Annotated in this window: 15 protein-coding genes; all 15 read left to right on the forward strand. The window is 44.3% G+C overall.

Annotation, left to right across the window (positions count from 1 at the left end; all coding sequences use genetic code 11):
* Positions 1–169 precede the first annotated feature (169 nt).
* From BO18_RS31340 to BO18_RS31410, 15 genes are read left to right on the forward strand one after another with little or no spacing between them, the layout of a single operon-like run.
* On the forward strand, positions 170–2,062 hold the full coding sequence (locus tag BO18_RS31340; protein WP_034452932.1) for a hypothetical protein: 1,893 nt from the start codon (positions 170–172) through the stop codon (positions 2,060–2,062).
* 24 nt (positions 2,063–2,086) lie between these two features.
* The gene (locus tag BO18_RS31345; RefSeq protein ID WP_034452933.1) at positions 2,087–3,082 is read left to right on the forward strand and encodes a CIS tube protein; all 996 of its coding nucleotides are present in this window, start codon (positions 2,087–2,089) and stop codon (positions 3,080–3,082) included.
* Positions 3,083–3,097: 15 nt separating this feature from the next.
* Positions 3,098–3,997, forward strand: coding sequence for a CIS tube protein (locus BO18_RS31350; RefSeq protein ID WP_034452935.1), 900 nt, complete (start codon positions 3,098–3,100; stop codon positions 3,995–3,997).
* A gap of 3 nt (positions 3,998–4,000) precedes the next feature.
* Entirely contained in the window at positions 4,001–5,170 is a 1,170-nt protein-coding gene (locus BO18_RS31355) for a phage late control D family protein (protein ID WP_034452937.1), read from the forward strand.
* Between the two features lie 29 nt (positions 5,171–5,199).
* Complete coding sequence (locus tag BO18_RS31360; protein ID WP_034452939.1) at positions 5,200–6,012, forward strand: phage baseplate assembly protein V; 813 nt, start codon at positions 5,200–5,202, stop codon at positions 6,010–6,012.
* A 10-nt stretch (positions 6,013–6,022) separates the two neighbouring features.
* Positions 6,023–6,472 (forward strand): GPW/gp25 family protein, encoded by a 450-nt coding sequence (locus BO18_RS31365; RefSeq protein ID WP_034452941.1) that lies wholly within the window; start codon positions 6,023–6,025, stop codon positions 6,470–6,472.
* 3 nt (positions 6,473–6,475) lie between these two features.
* A complete protein-coding gene (locus tag BO18_RS31370) occupies positions 6,476–9,538 on the forward strand; it encodes a hypothetical protein (protein WP_034452942.1) in 3,063 nt (1,020 codons plus the stop codon).
* Between the two features lie 12 nt (positions 9,539–9,550).
* A complete protein-coding gene (locus BO18_RS31375) occupies positions 9,551–11,647 on the forward strand; it encodes a baseplate J/gp47 family protein (RefSeq protein ID WP_034452943.1) in 2,097 nt (698 codons plus the stop codon).
* A 19-nt stretch (positions 11,648–11,666) separates the two neighbouring features.
* Positions 11,667–12,725, forward strand: coding sequence for a phage tail protein (locus tag BO18_RS31380; protein WP_034452944.1), 1,059 nt, complete (start codon positions 11,667–11,669; stop codon positions 12,723–12,725).
* Between the two features lie 18 nt (positions 12,726–12,743).
* Entirely contained in the window at positions 12,744–13,043 is a 300-nt protein-coding gene (locus tag BO18_RS31385) for an STAS domain-containing protein (protein WP_034452945.1), read from the forward strand.
* A complete protein-coding gene (locus BO18_RS31390; protein WP_051689361.1) occupies positions 13,040–13,690 on the forward strand; it encodes a cell division ATP-binding protein FtsE in 651 nt (216 codons plus the stop codon). Before BO18_RS31385 ends, BO18_RS31390 begins: the two co-directional genes overlap by 4 nt.
* A 22-nt stretch (positions 13,691–13,712) precedes the next feature.
* Complete coding sequence (locus tag BO18_RS31395) at positions 13,713–14,588, forward strand: ATP-binding protein (RefSeq protein ID WP_034452946.1); 876 nt, start codon at positions 13,713–13,715, stop codon at positions 14,586–14,588.
* Positions 14,589–14,603: 15 nt separating this feature from the next.
* Positions 14,604–15,197, forward strand: a complete 594-nt coding sequence (locus BO18_RS35325) for an SH3 domain-containing protein (RefSeq protein ID WP_051689362.1) — start codon at positions 14,604–14,606, stop codon at positions 15,195–15,197.
* Positions 15,198–15,202: 5 nt separating this feature from the next.
* A complete protein-coding gene (locus BO18_RS31405) occupies positions 15,203–15,439 on the forward strand; it encodes a hypothetical protein (protein WP_034452947.1) in 237 nt (78 codons plus the stop codon).
* 23 nt (positions 15,440–15,462) lie between these two features.
* Positions 15,463–17,916: an ATP-binding protein gene (locus BO18_RS31410; protein WP_034452950.1), complete on the forward strand. Its 2,454-nt coding sequence runs from the start codon at positions 15,463–15,465 to the stop codon at positions 17,914–17,916.
* The last annotated feature ends 92 nt before the right edge of the window (positions 17,917–18,008 follow it).

Below are 18,008 nucleotides of genomic sequence, written 5' to 3' on the forward strand. Positions count from 1 at the left end.
CCTTATGAACTAAGTAAAGACAGACAGATGAATAAATACGCGAAGGTTCCACCTGACGATAAGAAGAGGCCTGAGCCGGTAATCTGGCCACCAACAAGAAGAGCTCTTATGGCAGATAATCTCAAGTAATGAGCGAAAGAAATAATAAACAGGATAAGAGGGGGACATCTTGTTAACCATTTCAGCACCTATAGAGATAAAGGCAAAAACTACATACCTGCGAGACCCGGAAGCCTTTTATCAAAGGATAACAGGCAACTACTCTCTGATGGAGACCAGGATTGAGGAAGAGGATCTTCTCCACATAGCTGCAACACCTCCCGAGATCTATGTGACTGAGGGAGAGGGAATGACCAGCATCCTTACCCAGAACCAGAGGAACGAGACCAATCTTCAGAAGGTTGAGATCCTGAACAATGTCCTTAACAGGATAGTTGCTTCAGCTGATGTGGAGCTCACCTATCAGGATAAGGTATTTATAACTGACGCACTGTATAAGCTTGGCGTCAAGGATGACAGGAAGTTCATGAACGCCTTCTACCGCATGGCAGAGGAGACAAAGAACACCAACACCCTTATAAATATCTACCTGCAAAGGGCAGGTGAACTTAAGGAACTGGTGGAGTCCATCGAGTCAAGGCAAAAGGAGATCACCAGACAAGAAATAACAGCTACAGAAAGTGAGAGGGAGAACTTTCTTTATAACTCTGTAATGAAGAGACTAAAGACAGGGGCTATCTACCAGATAGTATCCAACTTCAACAGGTCCGTTACAGAGAACGAGATAGAAAACACCGAGTACTCCATTTCAGACCAGTCCTATACAGCTCAGCACATCCTTCTTTCAGTGCTTCGGGAAAGGGCAGGAGTTTCCGGAGAGAACCTGGTATTTCTTAACAGCAATGTCTACGAAGAGGACATTGAAAACAATGAAAATGAGATCAGCACCGTAAGAAATCAGATCACGGCTGCGGTCCTCATGGATCTTTTAAAGAACATCTACCATACAGCCTACGACAGGTTTTATGGAAGGACAGAGAACTACTACAGATTTGAGGATACCTTCTTTAAATCTTCAGATCACACTTTCCTTAGGCTTCTTAACAACACTGATGAGAGCTACATAAACTATCTGGAGAGTGAAGAGTACATCACAGAGAACAATAACCTCACCTCCACCGAGATAGAGCTTCTTCAAAGGGGAGAGGAAGGCCAGATGTCTGAGGAAGAGCTACTTCAGATTACTCAGACCATCAATGAGATAAATGTTCAGAATGAAAAGAGAAGGCAGGAGTACGAAAGAGCCTTCGAAAAGATAAGGGAAAAGCACATTGAAAGAGAAACCACAGGAGGAATGGAAAAGACCAGACAGGACGGTGTTCTGGCACTTTCAAATCCTGAGGAGCTGAAAGAGGTCCTTGCCCAAAGACAGGAAAAGAGGCAAAAGAAACAGGATCTCATTATGAGAGAGATGCAGACTCTTTTCCCTGACCAGGCATCAGAGATATACCAGCTGATAGATCAGTATTATCAGGGCAACACGACACTCATACAGAACAATGTCCTAAGGCCTGCTGAAGTTGGAGAACTAATCTACGATATCAACGAGGCAGAGAGAGCTGAAACAGAAGCAGCAACCCAGCAGGAACAAAAACGTTCAAAAGAGGCTGAGGAATTCCTGAAATCCTTAAAGGAAGCAAGAGCACAGGAAAAGAAGCCAAAGAGAAAGACAGAGAACTTTGAGCAGCCTGTGGAGACAGTTCACAGAACTAGCAATGCCCTTACTACTGAGGAACTGGATGAACAGATATCAGAACTGCAGAACAATATTTCCAGGCAGATCAATAAAGAGATAAGGTCTGAGTCAGTTACTGAAGACAGAGTGATCAATAAGCAGGAAGTGATCACCAACCAGACTACCTCAAACAATATCAGTGCCTTCGATATTCAGAAACTCATTGAAAGTGGTGTGAAGAGAGAGATGAACACCATAAGCAATCAGGTTATAAATAAGCTTGAGAGACAGATGAGGAATGAAAAGGCAAGAAGAGGTTACAACTAAGAATAACCGGGAAAGGAGGGCACCATGGCAACAGCACTTGATAATTTTACCACCAGTTTAAAGGGAATGTTCCTTGATGGAGGCGGCGCTGAAAAGGCAGTCCTATATATCTACCTTGTTGACGTGGATCAACCTCAGAACGTAGAGGAAGAGATCAAATACGTTAAGAATCTGGAGCATGGTCTCTTGGCAAAGCTGGATAAAAAACTCAGTGTCAAGGATGCTATTTCAAATACTGCTTCAGGGGTATGGGATTCTCTTAAGGAAGCATTTACTCCCGGATCAGGAAGCAGCCAGGATTTGGGAAAGCTATTTCAGGAAGCAGACAATAACCTGAAAGGTAAGTCTGAAGAAGATGGTGGAGACAAAAACTTCGACTTGGATCCCACCAAGAGTAACTTCCTTAAGTTCAAGGTTCAGTATAATCCAGCAACCATAAGACTTTCTTCCATCAACGGTAAGGTACAGTCCAGAAGAGCAGAGGAAGGTATTGAGAACCTGAAGATCTACAATTTCACAGGAAAGAGCAAACTCTCCTTTGATCTTGTCTTTGATGACACCGACAACATGAATGCCTTTGGTATGAATGAGCTGACCAACATGAACTTCACATCAGCCATCAATAAAGGAATAGACACCTTTAAAAAGGGAAAAGAGGGACTTACGGGAGACTACAGTGTAAAGCCAAAGATGGATGCTATTTTATCACTTCTTTGCTCAGCTGTAACCCAGGAAGTAGTTTTCTTCTGGTCTAAGATGGTCTTCAGAGGAACTGTTACGGATGTCAGCAACAGATTCACAATGTTTAACAGTAAAGGAAATCCTGTAAGAGGTGAGATGCATTTAGAGCTTACTCAGGATAAAAAGAAGACTGAACAGGGCTATGATGACTCCTATTGGAAAAAAGCTTTTTCTGATGTCTTCAAGGAGCAAAAAACCGGCTCTGATCTTACAGGAGCTTCTTCTTCAAACACATTACAGAAATTTACCAATAACAGTTTTATGAATATAAATATCTGATAATGGAGAATTGATATGGGAGTTATGGATACCGTAGGAAAGGCTGCCAAGGGCTTTTTAGGGGTGGCGGAAAAAGCGGTCCTCATCATAGGAGATTCAGAAGACTATAAAGTTGAACTTGCGAATTCGGAAAAACCTCAGGCAGGTGCTAAGGCAGGTGGTCTTGGTCCTAAAAACATTGGAAAGTTTGACACTTCAGCAGCCAAGGGCTTTAAGCGAATGGCCAAGGGATTTAATCTGGAACAGGAAGATGAGGATTTTACCGATGCCGGAAATATCAAATCCTACAGATTTGAAGTTCAGTTTAATCCTGATGAGATCACAATCAACGGATACGGCGGTGAGGAGCTGCCTATTCAGAACTACGCCAACAGGCGAGATCCTTCGGAAACAGCCAAAAACGATGAGGTTAAAAAGGATATGAAGAAGGGTATACCCGGATCCCACATGGCAGCCGCTGATACCCGTATAGATATGAACTTCAAGGTGGTTTTTGACAGAACTGATCCTCAGGATGCTTTCTTTTCTGATAAGTTCACTCTTAGCCAGTCTAGCCTTGTAAAGGGAGCAGTAAATGTTGGTTTGTCAGCAGCAGGAGTTAAGAAAACTTCTGTGCAGCCTGAAGTAGAAGCCCTAAACGCCGTTGTAAGAGATCCCAATAAGAGACTATGCATGTTTATCTGGGGCGACATGAAATATGAAGGGCTTCTCAACTCGGTAAATGCTGAGTATACAATGTTCAACGTAAACGGTGAGCCCTGTAGAGCGGTAGTGTCAATTAACATGGTACTCTACGACCAGGCTGAGCTTGGTAGAAACATTAAGACCATTAAGAATATGTACAGTAAATATGTTCATGCGCCTGGTCCAAGCATGGCATCATCTGCAGGCGCGATCATAGGAAACGGAAACTAAAAAATGGCTGCTATTGATCTTGATGAATTATATACCAAATATTGTGGATTCCAGACACCTCAGGCGAAGGTCCTTATGGGGGGTAACGACCCTGAAGAGGATAAAAAACTAAGGGTTTCAGTGGCAGATATCCTGGTTGAAACCACCAGTGAACTAAAGGCGGGACTTGCTACATTTTCACTGCTATATGCCTATGATACTTTTTCCGGAGCCTTCGAGGTAAAGGACCTTAAAAAGTATCTGGTTCTTGGCAATGATGTAACGATCTATCTTGGACATGCAGAAAATGCCACAGAGGTCTTTAAGGGATACATCGCCAAGGTGGACTTTGTATATGACGCTGAATTTGCAGGAGATACGGTCATCAGAGTAACTGCCATGGATATAAAGGGCATAATGATGGCCAACAACAATTCCAAGCGCCTCAAAGCCAATTATTACTCCGATGCGGTAAAAGAGATACTGGATCAGCAGACTTACCAGAATTTGAAAAACAACAGCGTCATTGATTCTATCACCATTGATGACACACCGGATAAACCCGCAGGGGGAGCTCCGGCAGGTGGCGGAGCCGGAGGAGAAACACCGGATAACAGAATTGAGATGGTGGCTGAAAGCGATTACGACTTCGTAGTAAAGACTGCTAAAAAGTTTAATTTCGAGTTCTTTACCATCGGTGGAAATGTAGCCTTCAGAAAAGCTAAGGCCAACACCCAGGAACTTGCAGAGATACATCCTTCGGACATGATAATATCCTACGATATCGGTTACGATATCACCGGTATAGTAGGTGAAGTTAAGGTAAGAACCCTTGATATTGGCAAGGCCAACAAGGTGGAAGTTAAAAAGAAGAACACCGGTAAGTTTTCTCTTGGGTCAAAGGCAAAGCCTCTTATCACCAACCAGTCCTACGTCTACATAGATTCATCTATTGAGACCCAGGCTGATGCAGATAACAGAGCAAGCTACATCATGGAGGACATTTCCTACAGGTACGGACATCTGGAAATGAAGCTCTGCGGAATGCCTGAATTTGTACCGGGAAGATTTGTTACATTAAAGGGATTTGGGGATGCGGCTTCCAACAAGTTTTACTTGACCGATGTAATTCATGAATATGCCTATGGCGGAAAATATACCACCAAGATAATTGGCAAAGCTGCAACACTTTGATCTAAAAGATAAGAATTGTGGAGGATGAGATGCCATTTTTTGATATTGTTGATGACGTGGCAAGACAATCAATGGAAAAAACCGCCATGTGGGACAACCGGATAAGCGGCGTAATGGTCTGCACGGTTGTTAAGAACTACGATCAGGAAAAGCAGGGGTTTGTCCAGGTTAATATCACCACCAGAGATTACGAGGAGAGTAAACTCATCTGGGCAAGAATGGCATTTCCCTATGGCGGAGATAAATGGGGAAATTACTTTGTTCCTGAGATAGGGGATCAGGTCCTTGTAGTTTTCGAACAGGGTAGTATCGAAAGGGCCTTCATCATAGGAGCTGTCCCAAAGAACAACTCCGGCTTTATGAAAAAAGCCTTTGATGAGAACAACCAGATAAAGAGGATCATCACCAAAAACGGAAACACCATAGACATTATCGATAACAAGGAGGGTGAGGGAGACAACGACAAGATAACCGTCACCACCTCCAAGGGCCTCCACAAGATGGAGCTGGATAATGAAAAAAAGAAGATCCTCATCTCCGACAAGGAGGGGGATAACAAGATAGAGATCAAGACAGAAAACGGTCAGATGGAGATCAATGCAAAGCAAAAGCTGACCATCAAAGTTGGAGATAACATAAAGCTCTTTATGAACGGCTCCAACGGAACAGTTTCCCTGGAGGCCACAAAGGTTAAGATGGAAGCCTCCAACACCTTCGAAATATCCTGTAACAACAGAGTAAATGTAGAAGGTGGAAACCTGGCACTTACAGGAAATTCAATGACCAAGTTAAAGAGCAGTGGCCCTGTAACTGTAGAGGGAACACCAATAAAGCTTGGATAAGGAGAACTAAATGGAACAGTCTTTTTTAGGAACGGGAGTTTCCTTCCCACCTCAGGTTGATCCGGCCACAGGCAGATTCAAGATGAGCGGAGGATCCCAGAGCGTAAAGGAATCCATATATCTGATACTTATGACCCAGGTCACTGAAAGGCTAACAAGACCTGAATTTGGTACCCGGTCAGCCTCCTACGTATTCATGGATGTTAACCAGACAGAGATCACCATCATGAAAAGAGATCTGACTGACGCCATCCTGAAGCAGGAACCCAGGGTCAGTGATGTGGATATAGAAGCTGACATGGAAGCCCAACAGGGGTACATCCTTATGAATATTGATTACACCCTGGCAGCCAACCACAGGCGAGGCAATCTGGTATTTCCATTCTACTTAAATGCTGAGCCGGCTCCTTCCGAAGAGGAAGAGTTCTATGAACCAGAAATTATAGACGTGGAAGAATAATCTATGGAAAGTGCATTCAAGCCTCAGACCGCTGAGGATATCGAGAACAGAATAGACAGTCTCAGAAAGAGCTACGCTCCCGAGTGGAAGTTCGATAGGATTGACCCTGACGCAGGTAGTGTTATAGCCCAGATCTTCGCAAGACAGACTGAGGAAAACAACAGACTCATGAGCCAGATGCCTGAGCGCTATCACATGGAGTTTGTGAATATGCTGGATGCTACACTTCGTCCGGCACAGCCTGCTGCCAGCATGGTCATCTTTAATATGGACAGCGATACGGTTCTTGGAACTCAGGTTCCAAGAGGCACCAGGATCACGGCAGAATCCGACTCTACAGAATCAGGTCTTATTATCTATGAAACTGACAGGAACATCTTTGTTACGGATTCCAGGATCAGGGCTGTCTTTTCCACTGATATGGAGGCAGGTACTCTTTCACCTATCTTTGGTAATTACAAGACTCCTGATATCGTATCGGGAACCTTAAGCATTCTTGATGAGGAGGAATCTGAGGAAACTTCATCTGAGGAGACCATCTCAGAGGAAGAGGAGCTTGAGGAAATCTATAGGGTAAGGCCCTTCACTCTTTTTGGAGAGAGGGAGAACCTGGGAAAGAGCATCCTTGTGATCTACGAGGAAAAACTTGTAGACAGCATAGGAGAAGCAATTTACCTGAGATTCGATGGAGCTCACGACCTGGTTGACAGAATAGGCCAGGGAAGGATCGCTATCAAGTATCTTTCTAAGACCGGCTTTAAGACCTTCGATACCTGTGAACTTCTTTCCGATGGAAAGACCTTTAAGCTGATCAAGAGTCTCGAGGCAAGAAAGACAGAGATTGGCTCAAAGAAATACGCAGTGGTCATTCTTGAAGCTCAGGAGACCATGACAGATTCTCTTGAGGTTGAGGGTATTTCCCTTTCAGCCGGCGGTGATTCACAGCCACCGGAATTCGTTGGAGATGGAACCATCGAACTGGAAAAGAGAAAGTTCGCTCCCTTCTCAGATGAGCTGGCAGTATTTAATGAGTGTTATATAGGCCACGACGGATGTTTTTCAAAGAGTGGTTCAAGGATAACCATTAAGTTTAAGACCAGCTACCATGAGAATAAGCTTCGTATCAGTCCCGAGGAGGAAGAGGCAGAACTTGCGATAATCAAGCTTAAACCAAAGAAGAACCCTTACGATACACCTGCACAGGTGAAAGTAAATGAGATCATTATTGAGTATTTCAATGGCATTGGTTGGAAGAAGCTTGAGTGTGATACTGAGTACTCCGGAATGTTTGAGAGCTGTGAAGAGGGTGAATATAAGCTCAGCTTCATCTGCCCTGAGAACTGGGGTGCAACTGAGACAGGACCATACAGTGGAAGGTGCTTAAGGGTCAGAGTAATAAAAGCAGATAACTGCTACATGAGACCGGGACTTCATATGTACCCTGTTATAGAGAACCTGAGTATTTCCTATTCCTACGAGGGAAGATTCACAAATCCTGCAAGGCTGGAAAAGATATCAGGAACCAGGAAAGAGGACATTACAGCAGGTCTGGTTTCAGAAAAGCCCTTTACAGTGCTTTCGGGAATACAATATCACGAGGACGCTCTCTATATTGGTCTTGATAAGAAGCTGACAGATGGTCCCATAAGCCTTTATTTCCAGCTTTCTGACTCCAATAACCAGAACGGAGTCAAGTGCCACATGGATTACATGGGACCAAACGGATTTACCAATATGAGGGCTACGGATCTTACAGAGAGCTTTACCAGATCCGGAACAATGATGTTCATGCCTCCTTCAGATATGACAGAGGCCACCATTGAGGGCAACAGACTTTACTGGATAAGGATTGTAAGATCAAGCGCCCAGCAGACAGAGCTGGCAGATGCCTTCCTTCCAAGGATATCCAGAATGTGTCTCAATGCAGTGATCGTAACCAACGTTCAGACTTCTGATGAACATGATTACTACATTGAAGATCCTGAGCCAAATCTTTCAATGCCCCTTGGGGCAGAGAATATCCTGGATGCCCAGGTATGGGTCAATGAAAAAGGCTATACCCGCAAGGAAGAAATGGATCAGCTGCTTCAGGACTATCCTGAGAAAGTCAGGGCTGAGTACGATTTCCTTGGCAGGATTTCTGCCTTCTATGTACTTTGGCAGGAAGTGGACAGCTTCCAGGGAGCCCCTGATAAGAGATGTTACCGCATAGACAGAATGTCGGGAGAGATCATCTTCTCAGACGGAACCATGTGTGAAATGCCAAGGGTTACCGATGACATAGCATTTAAGGCAAGGATAAGATCCACTGACGGAGAAAACGGTAACCTGTCAGAGGGGCAGATCTCCAACTTTATCGGAGCATCACCTTATATCGATACTGTTTACAATCCTATAAGAGCCCACGGCGGAAGCAATCTGGAAACTTTGGATCACGCACTTATGCGCTGTGCAGGAATAATGCATTCCAGATACAAGCTGGTTTCCGAGACAGATTATATAAGATTCTGCAAGGAGTACTCTGACAGCATAGATAAGGCAAGGGTAATTGTTGGCGAGACCATAGAGGGACTTACAAATCCTTCTGATATCTCCATAGTACTTCTTATGAAGGACTATGCAGACGGTGCCTTCTCCTTCCACAGGATAGCAGCGGCTCTTAAGAAAGATATCTTAAACAACTGTGAGGTTACTGTCACAGAGGATAATCTCCACGTGGTTGAACCGATATTTGTAGATATTTCTGTATGTGTATGGGCAATGGTAATGGATATGGACGAGGCCTTCGATGTATCAAACGAGGTCAAGACTGTTCTTACAGAGTATCTTGATCCTGTATCCAGTCAGCTCAGCGACGGATGGTCCATTGGAACCCTTCCGAAGCAGTCCCAGATACTTATGAGACTTGGAGTTCTCAGAAGTAAAGCTGTGATCCAGAGAATCACCATGGTAGGCCACTACATAGATTCCAGCGGAGAACATGAGCTGGATACAAAGGATATTGCTGTGACACCGTTTATGATAGTAAAGAGCGGGGTTCACAAGGTAATCATAACTAACAAGTAAGGAAGCTTAGAGATGCTGAAAGTTGATGAATTACAAGCAAGAACATATTCGGAGCGAATGGAAGATGTAATGCGGGAGCTCCCCATCAGATCACAGGAGTGGACCAATTACAATGCTTCTGACCCCGGTATGACCATCCTTGAGAACCTGACAGCTTTTTCTGCTCTTCAGGGCGCAGAGATAGTGTCCTTAAGTTACAGGGCAAAGATGGCTCTGCTTAAGATGGCTGGCTTTCTTCCGGGTAGGGGAAAGTGTTCAAAAGTTCTTTTATCTGCAGATCATCTTAAAAAGCCTGTAACTCTTAAAAATGGTGACAGGTTCCACATCGGAGACCTTTGCTTTGAGACCAACAGGGAAATGACTGTTGGCACATCAAAGCTCATCGGAGTCTTTTCTAAAGAGGATGATGAATTCAGGGATGTGAGCTTTTGCCTGGACAGGGAAATAAGCGTTCCCGCCAGAGTATTTGGAGATAATCCCAAGGCTGGCAACAGTTTGTATTTCATCATGGACAGGGATCCTTCCGGAGCAAAAGAGCTTATCTTTTACGCCAAGGTTATAGGAAGCAACAAGAGAAACAGGACTGAGGACAGAACAGAGCACATCTTTGCTGATATTGTCTGGGAGTGCTTTACACCTGAAGGTTTTAAGGAGATCAACGTAAGGGATTTCACCTCAGCTTTCATCAACAGCGGTGAGATCAAGATGACCCTTCCTTCCGGAAAGCTGGCAGTATGTGAGGAAGCACCCGTTAAGGGCTACTGCATAAGGGCCACCTTAAAGAGAGCCGATTACGATCTGATCCCTAAGGTTACCAATATATTCGGCTTCCTGTTTGAAGTTTGGCAGAAGGACACAAAGGCCTTTAGCCAGACCTTTGGAAAGAACGACAAGGTCACAGTTACATCACCCATCGGAGATGATGTTTACTACCTGGTATTTGGTAAGGAGCAGAAGGGCTCTTCCTACAGAAGATATGAGCTTGTTACCTCCCCCGGCATTAATGGAAGGTACTGCCTCTATAACAAGAATAAGGACGGCTCAATGACCTTCAGCTTTTCTGAAGAGGATTTTGGATATGCTCCAATGAAGAGCAAGGAGTGCGTAAGAGTCATCATCTATAACGAAGACATAATGCGCAGATACAACGTGGGAAAGGTCTATGGTTTCGACGACCAGGAAATGGAAATTCCCTGCAGCAACATAGTACATGAGACCTTCTTCCTGATAGCCAGAAGAAAAGATAAGGATGGCTATATATACGATTTCGTAAGACCTGAGAAAAAAGACAACGGAGCCCTTTATTATCACCTCCTTGAGGGCGAAGGAAGGATCATCATCGAGGATCCGGGAGACTTCATAGATGCAGACCTGTTTATGGGAAGCGTTGCAACCACCAGCGGAAGCAGAGGAAATATAGGAGCCGGAAGCCAGCTTGTACTTGACAGGGAAGATGTAGAAGGTAGTTTTTATAATCCTGGCGAGGGAACAGGCGGATGCTTCAGAGAGACTCTTGAACAGGTCAGAAAGAGATTCCAGGCGGATATGAAGACCCCTTACAGGGCTGTTACCGCCAAGGACTTTGAATCCATAGTCAAGACAACACCGGGGCTTTGTATCAGAAAGGCCAAGGCTGTAATGGATCAGGAGAAGGACCTTGTAAAGATCGCTGTTCTTCCTGATGCTGACGAGGAATTCCCAAAGCTGTCATCCATCTATATGGAGAAGATCAATGACAGACTTGAGGAAAGACGCCTTATAACCAGCCAGTTCAGTATCTTAAAGCCCTGCTACGCAGCCATCGGAGTCAAGTGCACAGTATATGTTAAAAGACATTTCTCCGACTACAGGAAGCAGATCGAGGACAGGATCCGTTCCAAGGTGGATTACATCCATTCGGAAAAGAACTTTGGAGACAGACTCATGTTTGAGGATGTATTCCATGCAATAGAGGATCTGGACTGCGTTGAATATGTATATGATCTGTCCCTTCATTCGGAAAACAGCAAACTGGCTCAAATGAAGGAATATGATATTTATCCCAGACATGATTGTCTGTGTTATCCGGGAGAAATAAATCTCGAGATAGTTTCATCTGATAAAACTTAAGTGATATCGGGAGCTTATTATGGCACATGATATATGGTACACAATTAAAAATAACAGACTGATGCAGAGCTTCATTCAGGGCTTTTCGGTGGAAGGAAAGACCGGACTTAAGCTGGATGAAGAGTCCAGGGATCATTTTCTGTTCTTAAAGCCCATAGATGGTGTGTCTGATGGAGCTTTTTGGGGAAGACTTTCCTGTGACATGCTTTTGTCGGAAGAACAGGTATGTTATATTTATATTATGGCAACAGATACACTTAATATCGTCGTTGGCGAGGGTGAGAGCATCAATCTGGATGAATTTCTCTATGATTCCAATGAGGAGCCCTTCAGAAAAGTGTCTCTTTTGACGGAGATTGGGGCTAAGAGATTTGTAAACAATCCGGATGTCCTGCTCTATGAGCTACAGGGAAGATATCTTTTCATCGCCATGGAGATATTGGGAAATGGACCTGCTTCCATTGGAAACATCAGAGTTGGTGTCAGAGGCGACAACTTTATGGGGGCGTTCCCGGAAGTATACCAGGAAAGAAACAGCTTTTTCCACAGGTACATGTCTATTTTCTCCAGTATCTATAACGATATCAGCGAGCAGAACGACAGACTTTACGAGATGCTTGATCTGGATAAGTGCTCAGTTGAACTTCTGGAGATGTATGGTTCCTGGTTTGGAATCGATCTTAACGGAGGATTCCTTCCTGAGGATGTGCTTCGTACCATCGTCAAGGAGGCCTACAAGCTCAACAGGATGAAGGGCACCAAGAAGGCTCTTGAGAGGATCCTGGAGATAGTTGTAGGAGACGATGCAATTCTTTTGGAGAATAGACTTCAGGACGGAAGGATATTCGACGTTACGGTCATGATAAACAGAAAATTGACGGAGGACCTTCGGCATCAGCTTATGTTTTTGCTGGATCAGTTTAAGCCAATAAGGACCAGGATAAGGCTTCTCCAGATGGAGAAAGAGGCTGTTATGGACGGCAACAGTTATCTGGATATGAATGCCGCCATTCCTTCAGAGAAGCACGTTGTGCTTGATGAAGAGGCCATGTATGATGGCGCGATAACTCTCTTATAAAACGCGAGGAGATGGAAAATGACAATTGATGAAGCAAAAAACGGCGAAATGATACAGCTTAATGTACATGGAAAGGTTGATGCCAATTCCTCTACACAGCTGCAGACAGAGGTTTTAAAAGCCTTCCAGAAATGCCCCAGCGTCATCCTGAACTTTGCTGATGTTAGTTACATATCATCGGCAGGTCTGCGAGCGCTGCTTATCGGACAGAAGACCGCCAGCTCAAAAGGGGGAAAGTTCCTGATCATCAATGCGAATGAAGCTGTTGTTGAGGTACTTAGGGTTACAGGACTTCAAAAGGTGCTTAGTGTGCAATGATTACTTTTTCACATGTATCAAAAGAGTATACAACTGAAGATGGGAAGACCAGGGTTTACGATGATTTTTCTGAGGAGATCCAGGATGGTGAGTTTGTGGTACTGACGGGGGAAAGCGGCTCAGGAAAGACCACTCTCATCAAGATGCTCCTTAAGGAGACGGATCCCCAAAGCGGAGTCATCAAGGTGGATGGGAAGGATATTTCCGGGATAAAGAGAAGCCAGATCCCTTATTACAGAAGAGGGATAGGAGTTATTTTCCAGGATTTCAAGCTCATCCAGAATGAGAGTGTCTATGACAATCTTGTTTCTGCAATCCTGGCCACAGGAGGCTCCTACAAGGAGGCTGATGCCAAGATCATAAACGTTCTTACCATGCTTGGAATCGACAATCTTCACAAGAGATATCCCAAGGAGATGTCCGGCGGTGAGCAGCAAAAAGTATGTCTTGCCAGGGCAATCATCAACAATCCCAAATATCTTTTGGTGGACGAACCCACCGGGAATCTTGACCCCACATCTTCAGAAGAAATAAACAGACTCCTTGAGGTTATTAATGGCCAGGGAGTCACAGTGGTCATGGCAACCCATGATCACGAGGCAGCCAACAAAGAAGGCCGTCGAAGAATAGATCTGGACAAACTTTAAACTATTGCAGGGGGATTACTTAATGACACGAGAACAGAAGATTTCACTAATCGCATCATGCGGACTGTATGTTCTTACTATTGTCGGATTCTTTTTCTTTAGCCTGACCCTTATTATTCTGGTATTCTTGGGGTTTACGCTTTGCATTACCTATTTTTCCTATCAGTGTTACAGGAATCATAACGACTACACAGGGGCTGAGCATCTGCAGCAGGAGATAGGTATCCTTAAGGCTGAAAAGGATCAGCTGGTAAAGGATTATGAGGCCCTTCTTACAGAGAAGGACAAGGAGCTTGAGCAGAGACAGGTTAATATAAACCGTCTCAATGATGAGCTTACACTTCAAGGTATGGCAAGGAAAGAGGTAGAAGATAAGTATACTGAAATCTCGGCTAAGGTATCTTCAGATTCCGGCGTTCTCGACAGTCTCCTTCCACCTGACGAAGAGGAAGCAACAGAGGTGGATATTATCGAAGTTGCTAAAAGAGCTATCAAAGAGCTGGAGGAGGATGCCAAAAGTGCAGGCCTTCGTGTAAATATCTCCAGTGCTTCTGAAGGGCTGACAGTAAAGGCATCAGCCAAGAGACTTCTTATCATGTTCAGGAATATCATTGATAATTCCATTAAGTACATGAAGAAGGCAGGAACCCTGGTTATTACGATTTCCAGCATAGATGACGATATATTTATTGTACTGAAGGATACAGGAGAAGGTCTTCCTGAAGACGAGACAAAGCATATATTTGAGCTGAACTATCAGGGATCTAACCGCATCAGCGGTAATGGTCTTGGACTTACCCAGGCAAAGGCTATTGTTGAGCACTATGGCGGAACAATCTACGCCAGAAGTCCACAGGGCAACGGAATGGGTATATACATTCAGCTTCCTACAAGCTGATCTATGGGGGTGGAAATGAGATACAATCAAAGGATTTTTATTTATCTTTTTGCATTCTACATTGTAGTGGCTGTGGGATCACTTTTTTTACTTTCCGGTAAAGGATCTGTTTTCAACAGGACCAATAAATCAATAGGAGCTGAAACGGCAGTTCTTACGGAAACTGTGATAGGAGCAGATGAGTCTGACCCGGTTATCGATCAGGCGGTTAACGTAATTGTAGCTGAGCCGGAGCCTGTGGTTGAGCCGGAACCTGAACCTGAGCCGGAACCTGAACCTGAGCCGGAACCTGAGCCAGAGCCTGAGCCGGAAACACCTGCCATAAGGTACTTTACCTTTACGGTAGATACAAAGACTACAGTGCTTAACCTCAGAGTAGAGCCAAATGAGAATTGTACTATTCTCAATAAGCTTAATAAGTCCAGTAAGGGATACATCCTTCTTCCAGGAAATGACTGGTGCTATCTTGTGACCGAAAAGGGAAACATCGGATACTGCGCCACCAGATATCTGGATCTTACGGAAGTAACAGCTGATGACTTCCCTGAGGAATACCGTGAAAAGGTTACAGCTCCAACAGAGGAACTTTCGGATAGCTTTGGGAATTAAAGCCTATGAGAAATTATCTGGACGATAAGGTCGCTAAGAAGAATAACGACCGGGAACAAAAAAAGAATGACCCTGACTTTAACAACAGTGATGACGGCGAGGTAACTTATATGTACGACTTAAAAAAGCCCGCTGCATTCATAAATGAAGGGGAACACGGAGTATTTGATTTAAGGAAGCAGACAGGAATTAATACTGCCAAGAGCGTTTTTGATAAGGGATCAGTTTTTAAGACCAATTAAGCGTAAGAGGGAAAGAACAGCTAATGGGAAGCTTTGAAGAGAGTAATAACAGTAAGCCCTTTAAAGACTACAACGAATACATGCAGTATGTTTTTGACTGCGTAAACGCTTGTCTTGATACCTATATCTCCAAAATGAAGGTCACCTTTGCCAACGGCGAGGGAGGCTATAAAAACGTGCTCTATCCGGATATTGAACTGGCTGGTGAGGCATGTAAGAACAGGCTGGAGGATTCCTATAAGAGAAGGATCAAGGGAGAGAGTGCAGTGTCTCCTGTTGCTGAAGAGAAGGAATCTAAGGATGAGGATACAAGTGATATCGATGACATTTTCGGCGCTTTTGCTGATGTAGGAAGCAGCACTGCCGGTGGCGATGATGATTCAGAGGACGAAGATATTGATGACGACCTTATGAAGCTTCTGGGCAACTTTGCTGCCGATAATGCCATTGACGAGGAGGAGGATGAAGTTTCTGCTACAGGCGAAGATAATTCTGATATCTGGAGTGAGATAGAGGAAGATACAAAGATACCTGTTCTTGAAAGGATCAGGCTGATCGATGATAGAGCTGAGGCTACCCTTGCAGAGGGAATTGAGCTTCCATATTACGAACTGTGTAAGAGGCTTAAATTTGAACCCTTCACAAAGTTCTGTTTTGCCTGTGGTATCTTGTCATCAACACAGACTGATTACGCCGGCGTGTTCCATATCGTAAATGAGAACAGTGCCCTTTCAGCACCCACAATTGAATCTGCAGCCAAGGTGTTCTTTGGATCAGCCTTTTCAATTACCAGTGCTTACGGTGATATGAGTGCCTGCCTTGAGCAGCTCCAACCGGTGCTTCCTCTTCAGATTATGGGAAGTATGCCTTTTTCAACAGTAGTATCACCTGACAAGAGGATAATTGACTTCCTGTTTGGTCGTAACCCTCTTTTGCTTGATGAAAACTACAACAGATTCATCAGTATGCTTACAAATGACGAGGAGCTTAATCCTGTTATGGCGAACCAGGGCAGACTGGATGCCATGAAGATCTCTTATGAGGACGGAGTCAGGATTTTCTATTACTACGGAGATGACGGAAGCGGACGAAAGTTCTTTGTTAAGCAGTTTTGTAAGGAGAATGGCCTTAAGGCCGTAGCTATTAACTGTAAAAAACTCTTTAACTATGACTTCCAGTTTGTTGATAAGGCACTGTGGTCTGTTACAAGAGAGTGTATTCTGGCAAAGGCCTGCTGCTGTCTTACAGAGCTGACCTTCCGCGAGGAGGAAAAAGAGAAGTTCTTTGGATACATGGATCTGGCTTTCTCAAAGTTAACTGAGAAGGACATCCTTGTATTTGCAATGAGTAAGCTCTTTATAGACTTCAGAGAAGTTACCAAGAGCGACTTTACGGATCTTGAACTTCCTGCTCCTGATACAGGAGAGAGACTTACCTGTTGGGAATACTTTGCTAAGGGCTTTGACCTGGCAGAGGATGTGGACCTTCTGGAGATGTCCACCAAGTTCCTGTTTACAGCCGGAAAGATCCATGATGCGCTGGTTAAGGCTAAGTCCTTATCAAACATGGATCACGAGGAAAAGATATCAAGAGCCAGCCTCTTCAAGGGCTGCAATGCTCAGATGAGTTCGGAGCTTTCACAGAAGGCAAGCCGAGTAGAAGCTAAATTCGGATTTGAAGATATCGTTATGAATGAGGATCAGAGGGAGACTATCACTCATGCGATCGAGCAGATGACCTATAGGAAACAGGTCTATGAATCCTGGAATTATACAAAGAAGTATCCTTACGGTCGTGGACTTACAGTTCTTTTGTTTGGTGCTCCCGGTACCGGAAAGTCCATGATGGCGCAGGTTATAGCCCATGAGCTTAACCTTGAGCTCTACCGTGTAGATATTTCAAAGGTTGTTGATAAGTACGTTGGTGAAACTGAGAAATCCCTGTCAATGATCTTCAGAGAAGCTAAGAAGTGTAATGTCGTACTGTTCTTCGATGAGTGCGATACCATTTTCGCTAAGCGTTCTGATGACGGTGGTTCCAACCAGGCATCAGCCAATAACAAGACAGCTCTTTTGCTTCAGGAAATGGAAGCTTACGACGGTGTCTGTGTACTTGCTACAAACTACAAGCACAACATTGACCCGGCGTTCTTCAGACGTATGAAGTACATCGTTGAGTTCCAGTTCCCGAACGTGGATACAAGAGAAATGCTTTGGAGAACTACAATTCCAAAGACCACACCTCTTGCAGAAGATGTGGATATCAGATTCCTGGCAGAGAAGTTCGAATTTGCAGGTGGTAATATCAAGAACTGCATCCTGAACGCAGCATTCCTGGCAGCAGCAGATCCTGAGGCAAACGGAGAGGTACATATGAAGCATTATCTCAATGCTATCAAGTACGAGTTCGTTAAGGTTGGTAAGGTATTTACCAAGGCTGATTTCGAGCCATACGCAGAAGAGGTCGGGCTTGCGTAAAAGAGATTTATCCCGGCTGATCGTCAGGGGAGACGGACAATCAGCCTCATGGATATATGTCAGTCTGCCGAATGGCTGACAGCTTCGAAAGA

This window comes from Butyrivibrio sp. AE2032 (assembly GCF_000702965.1).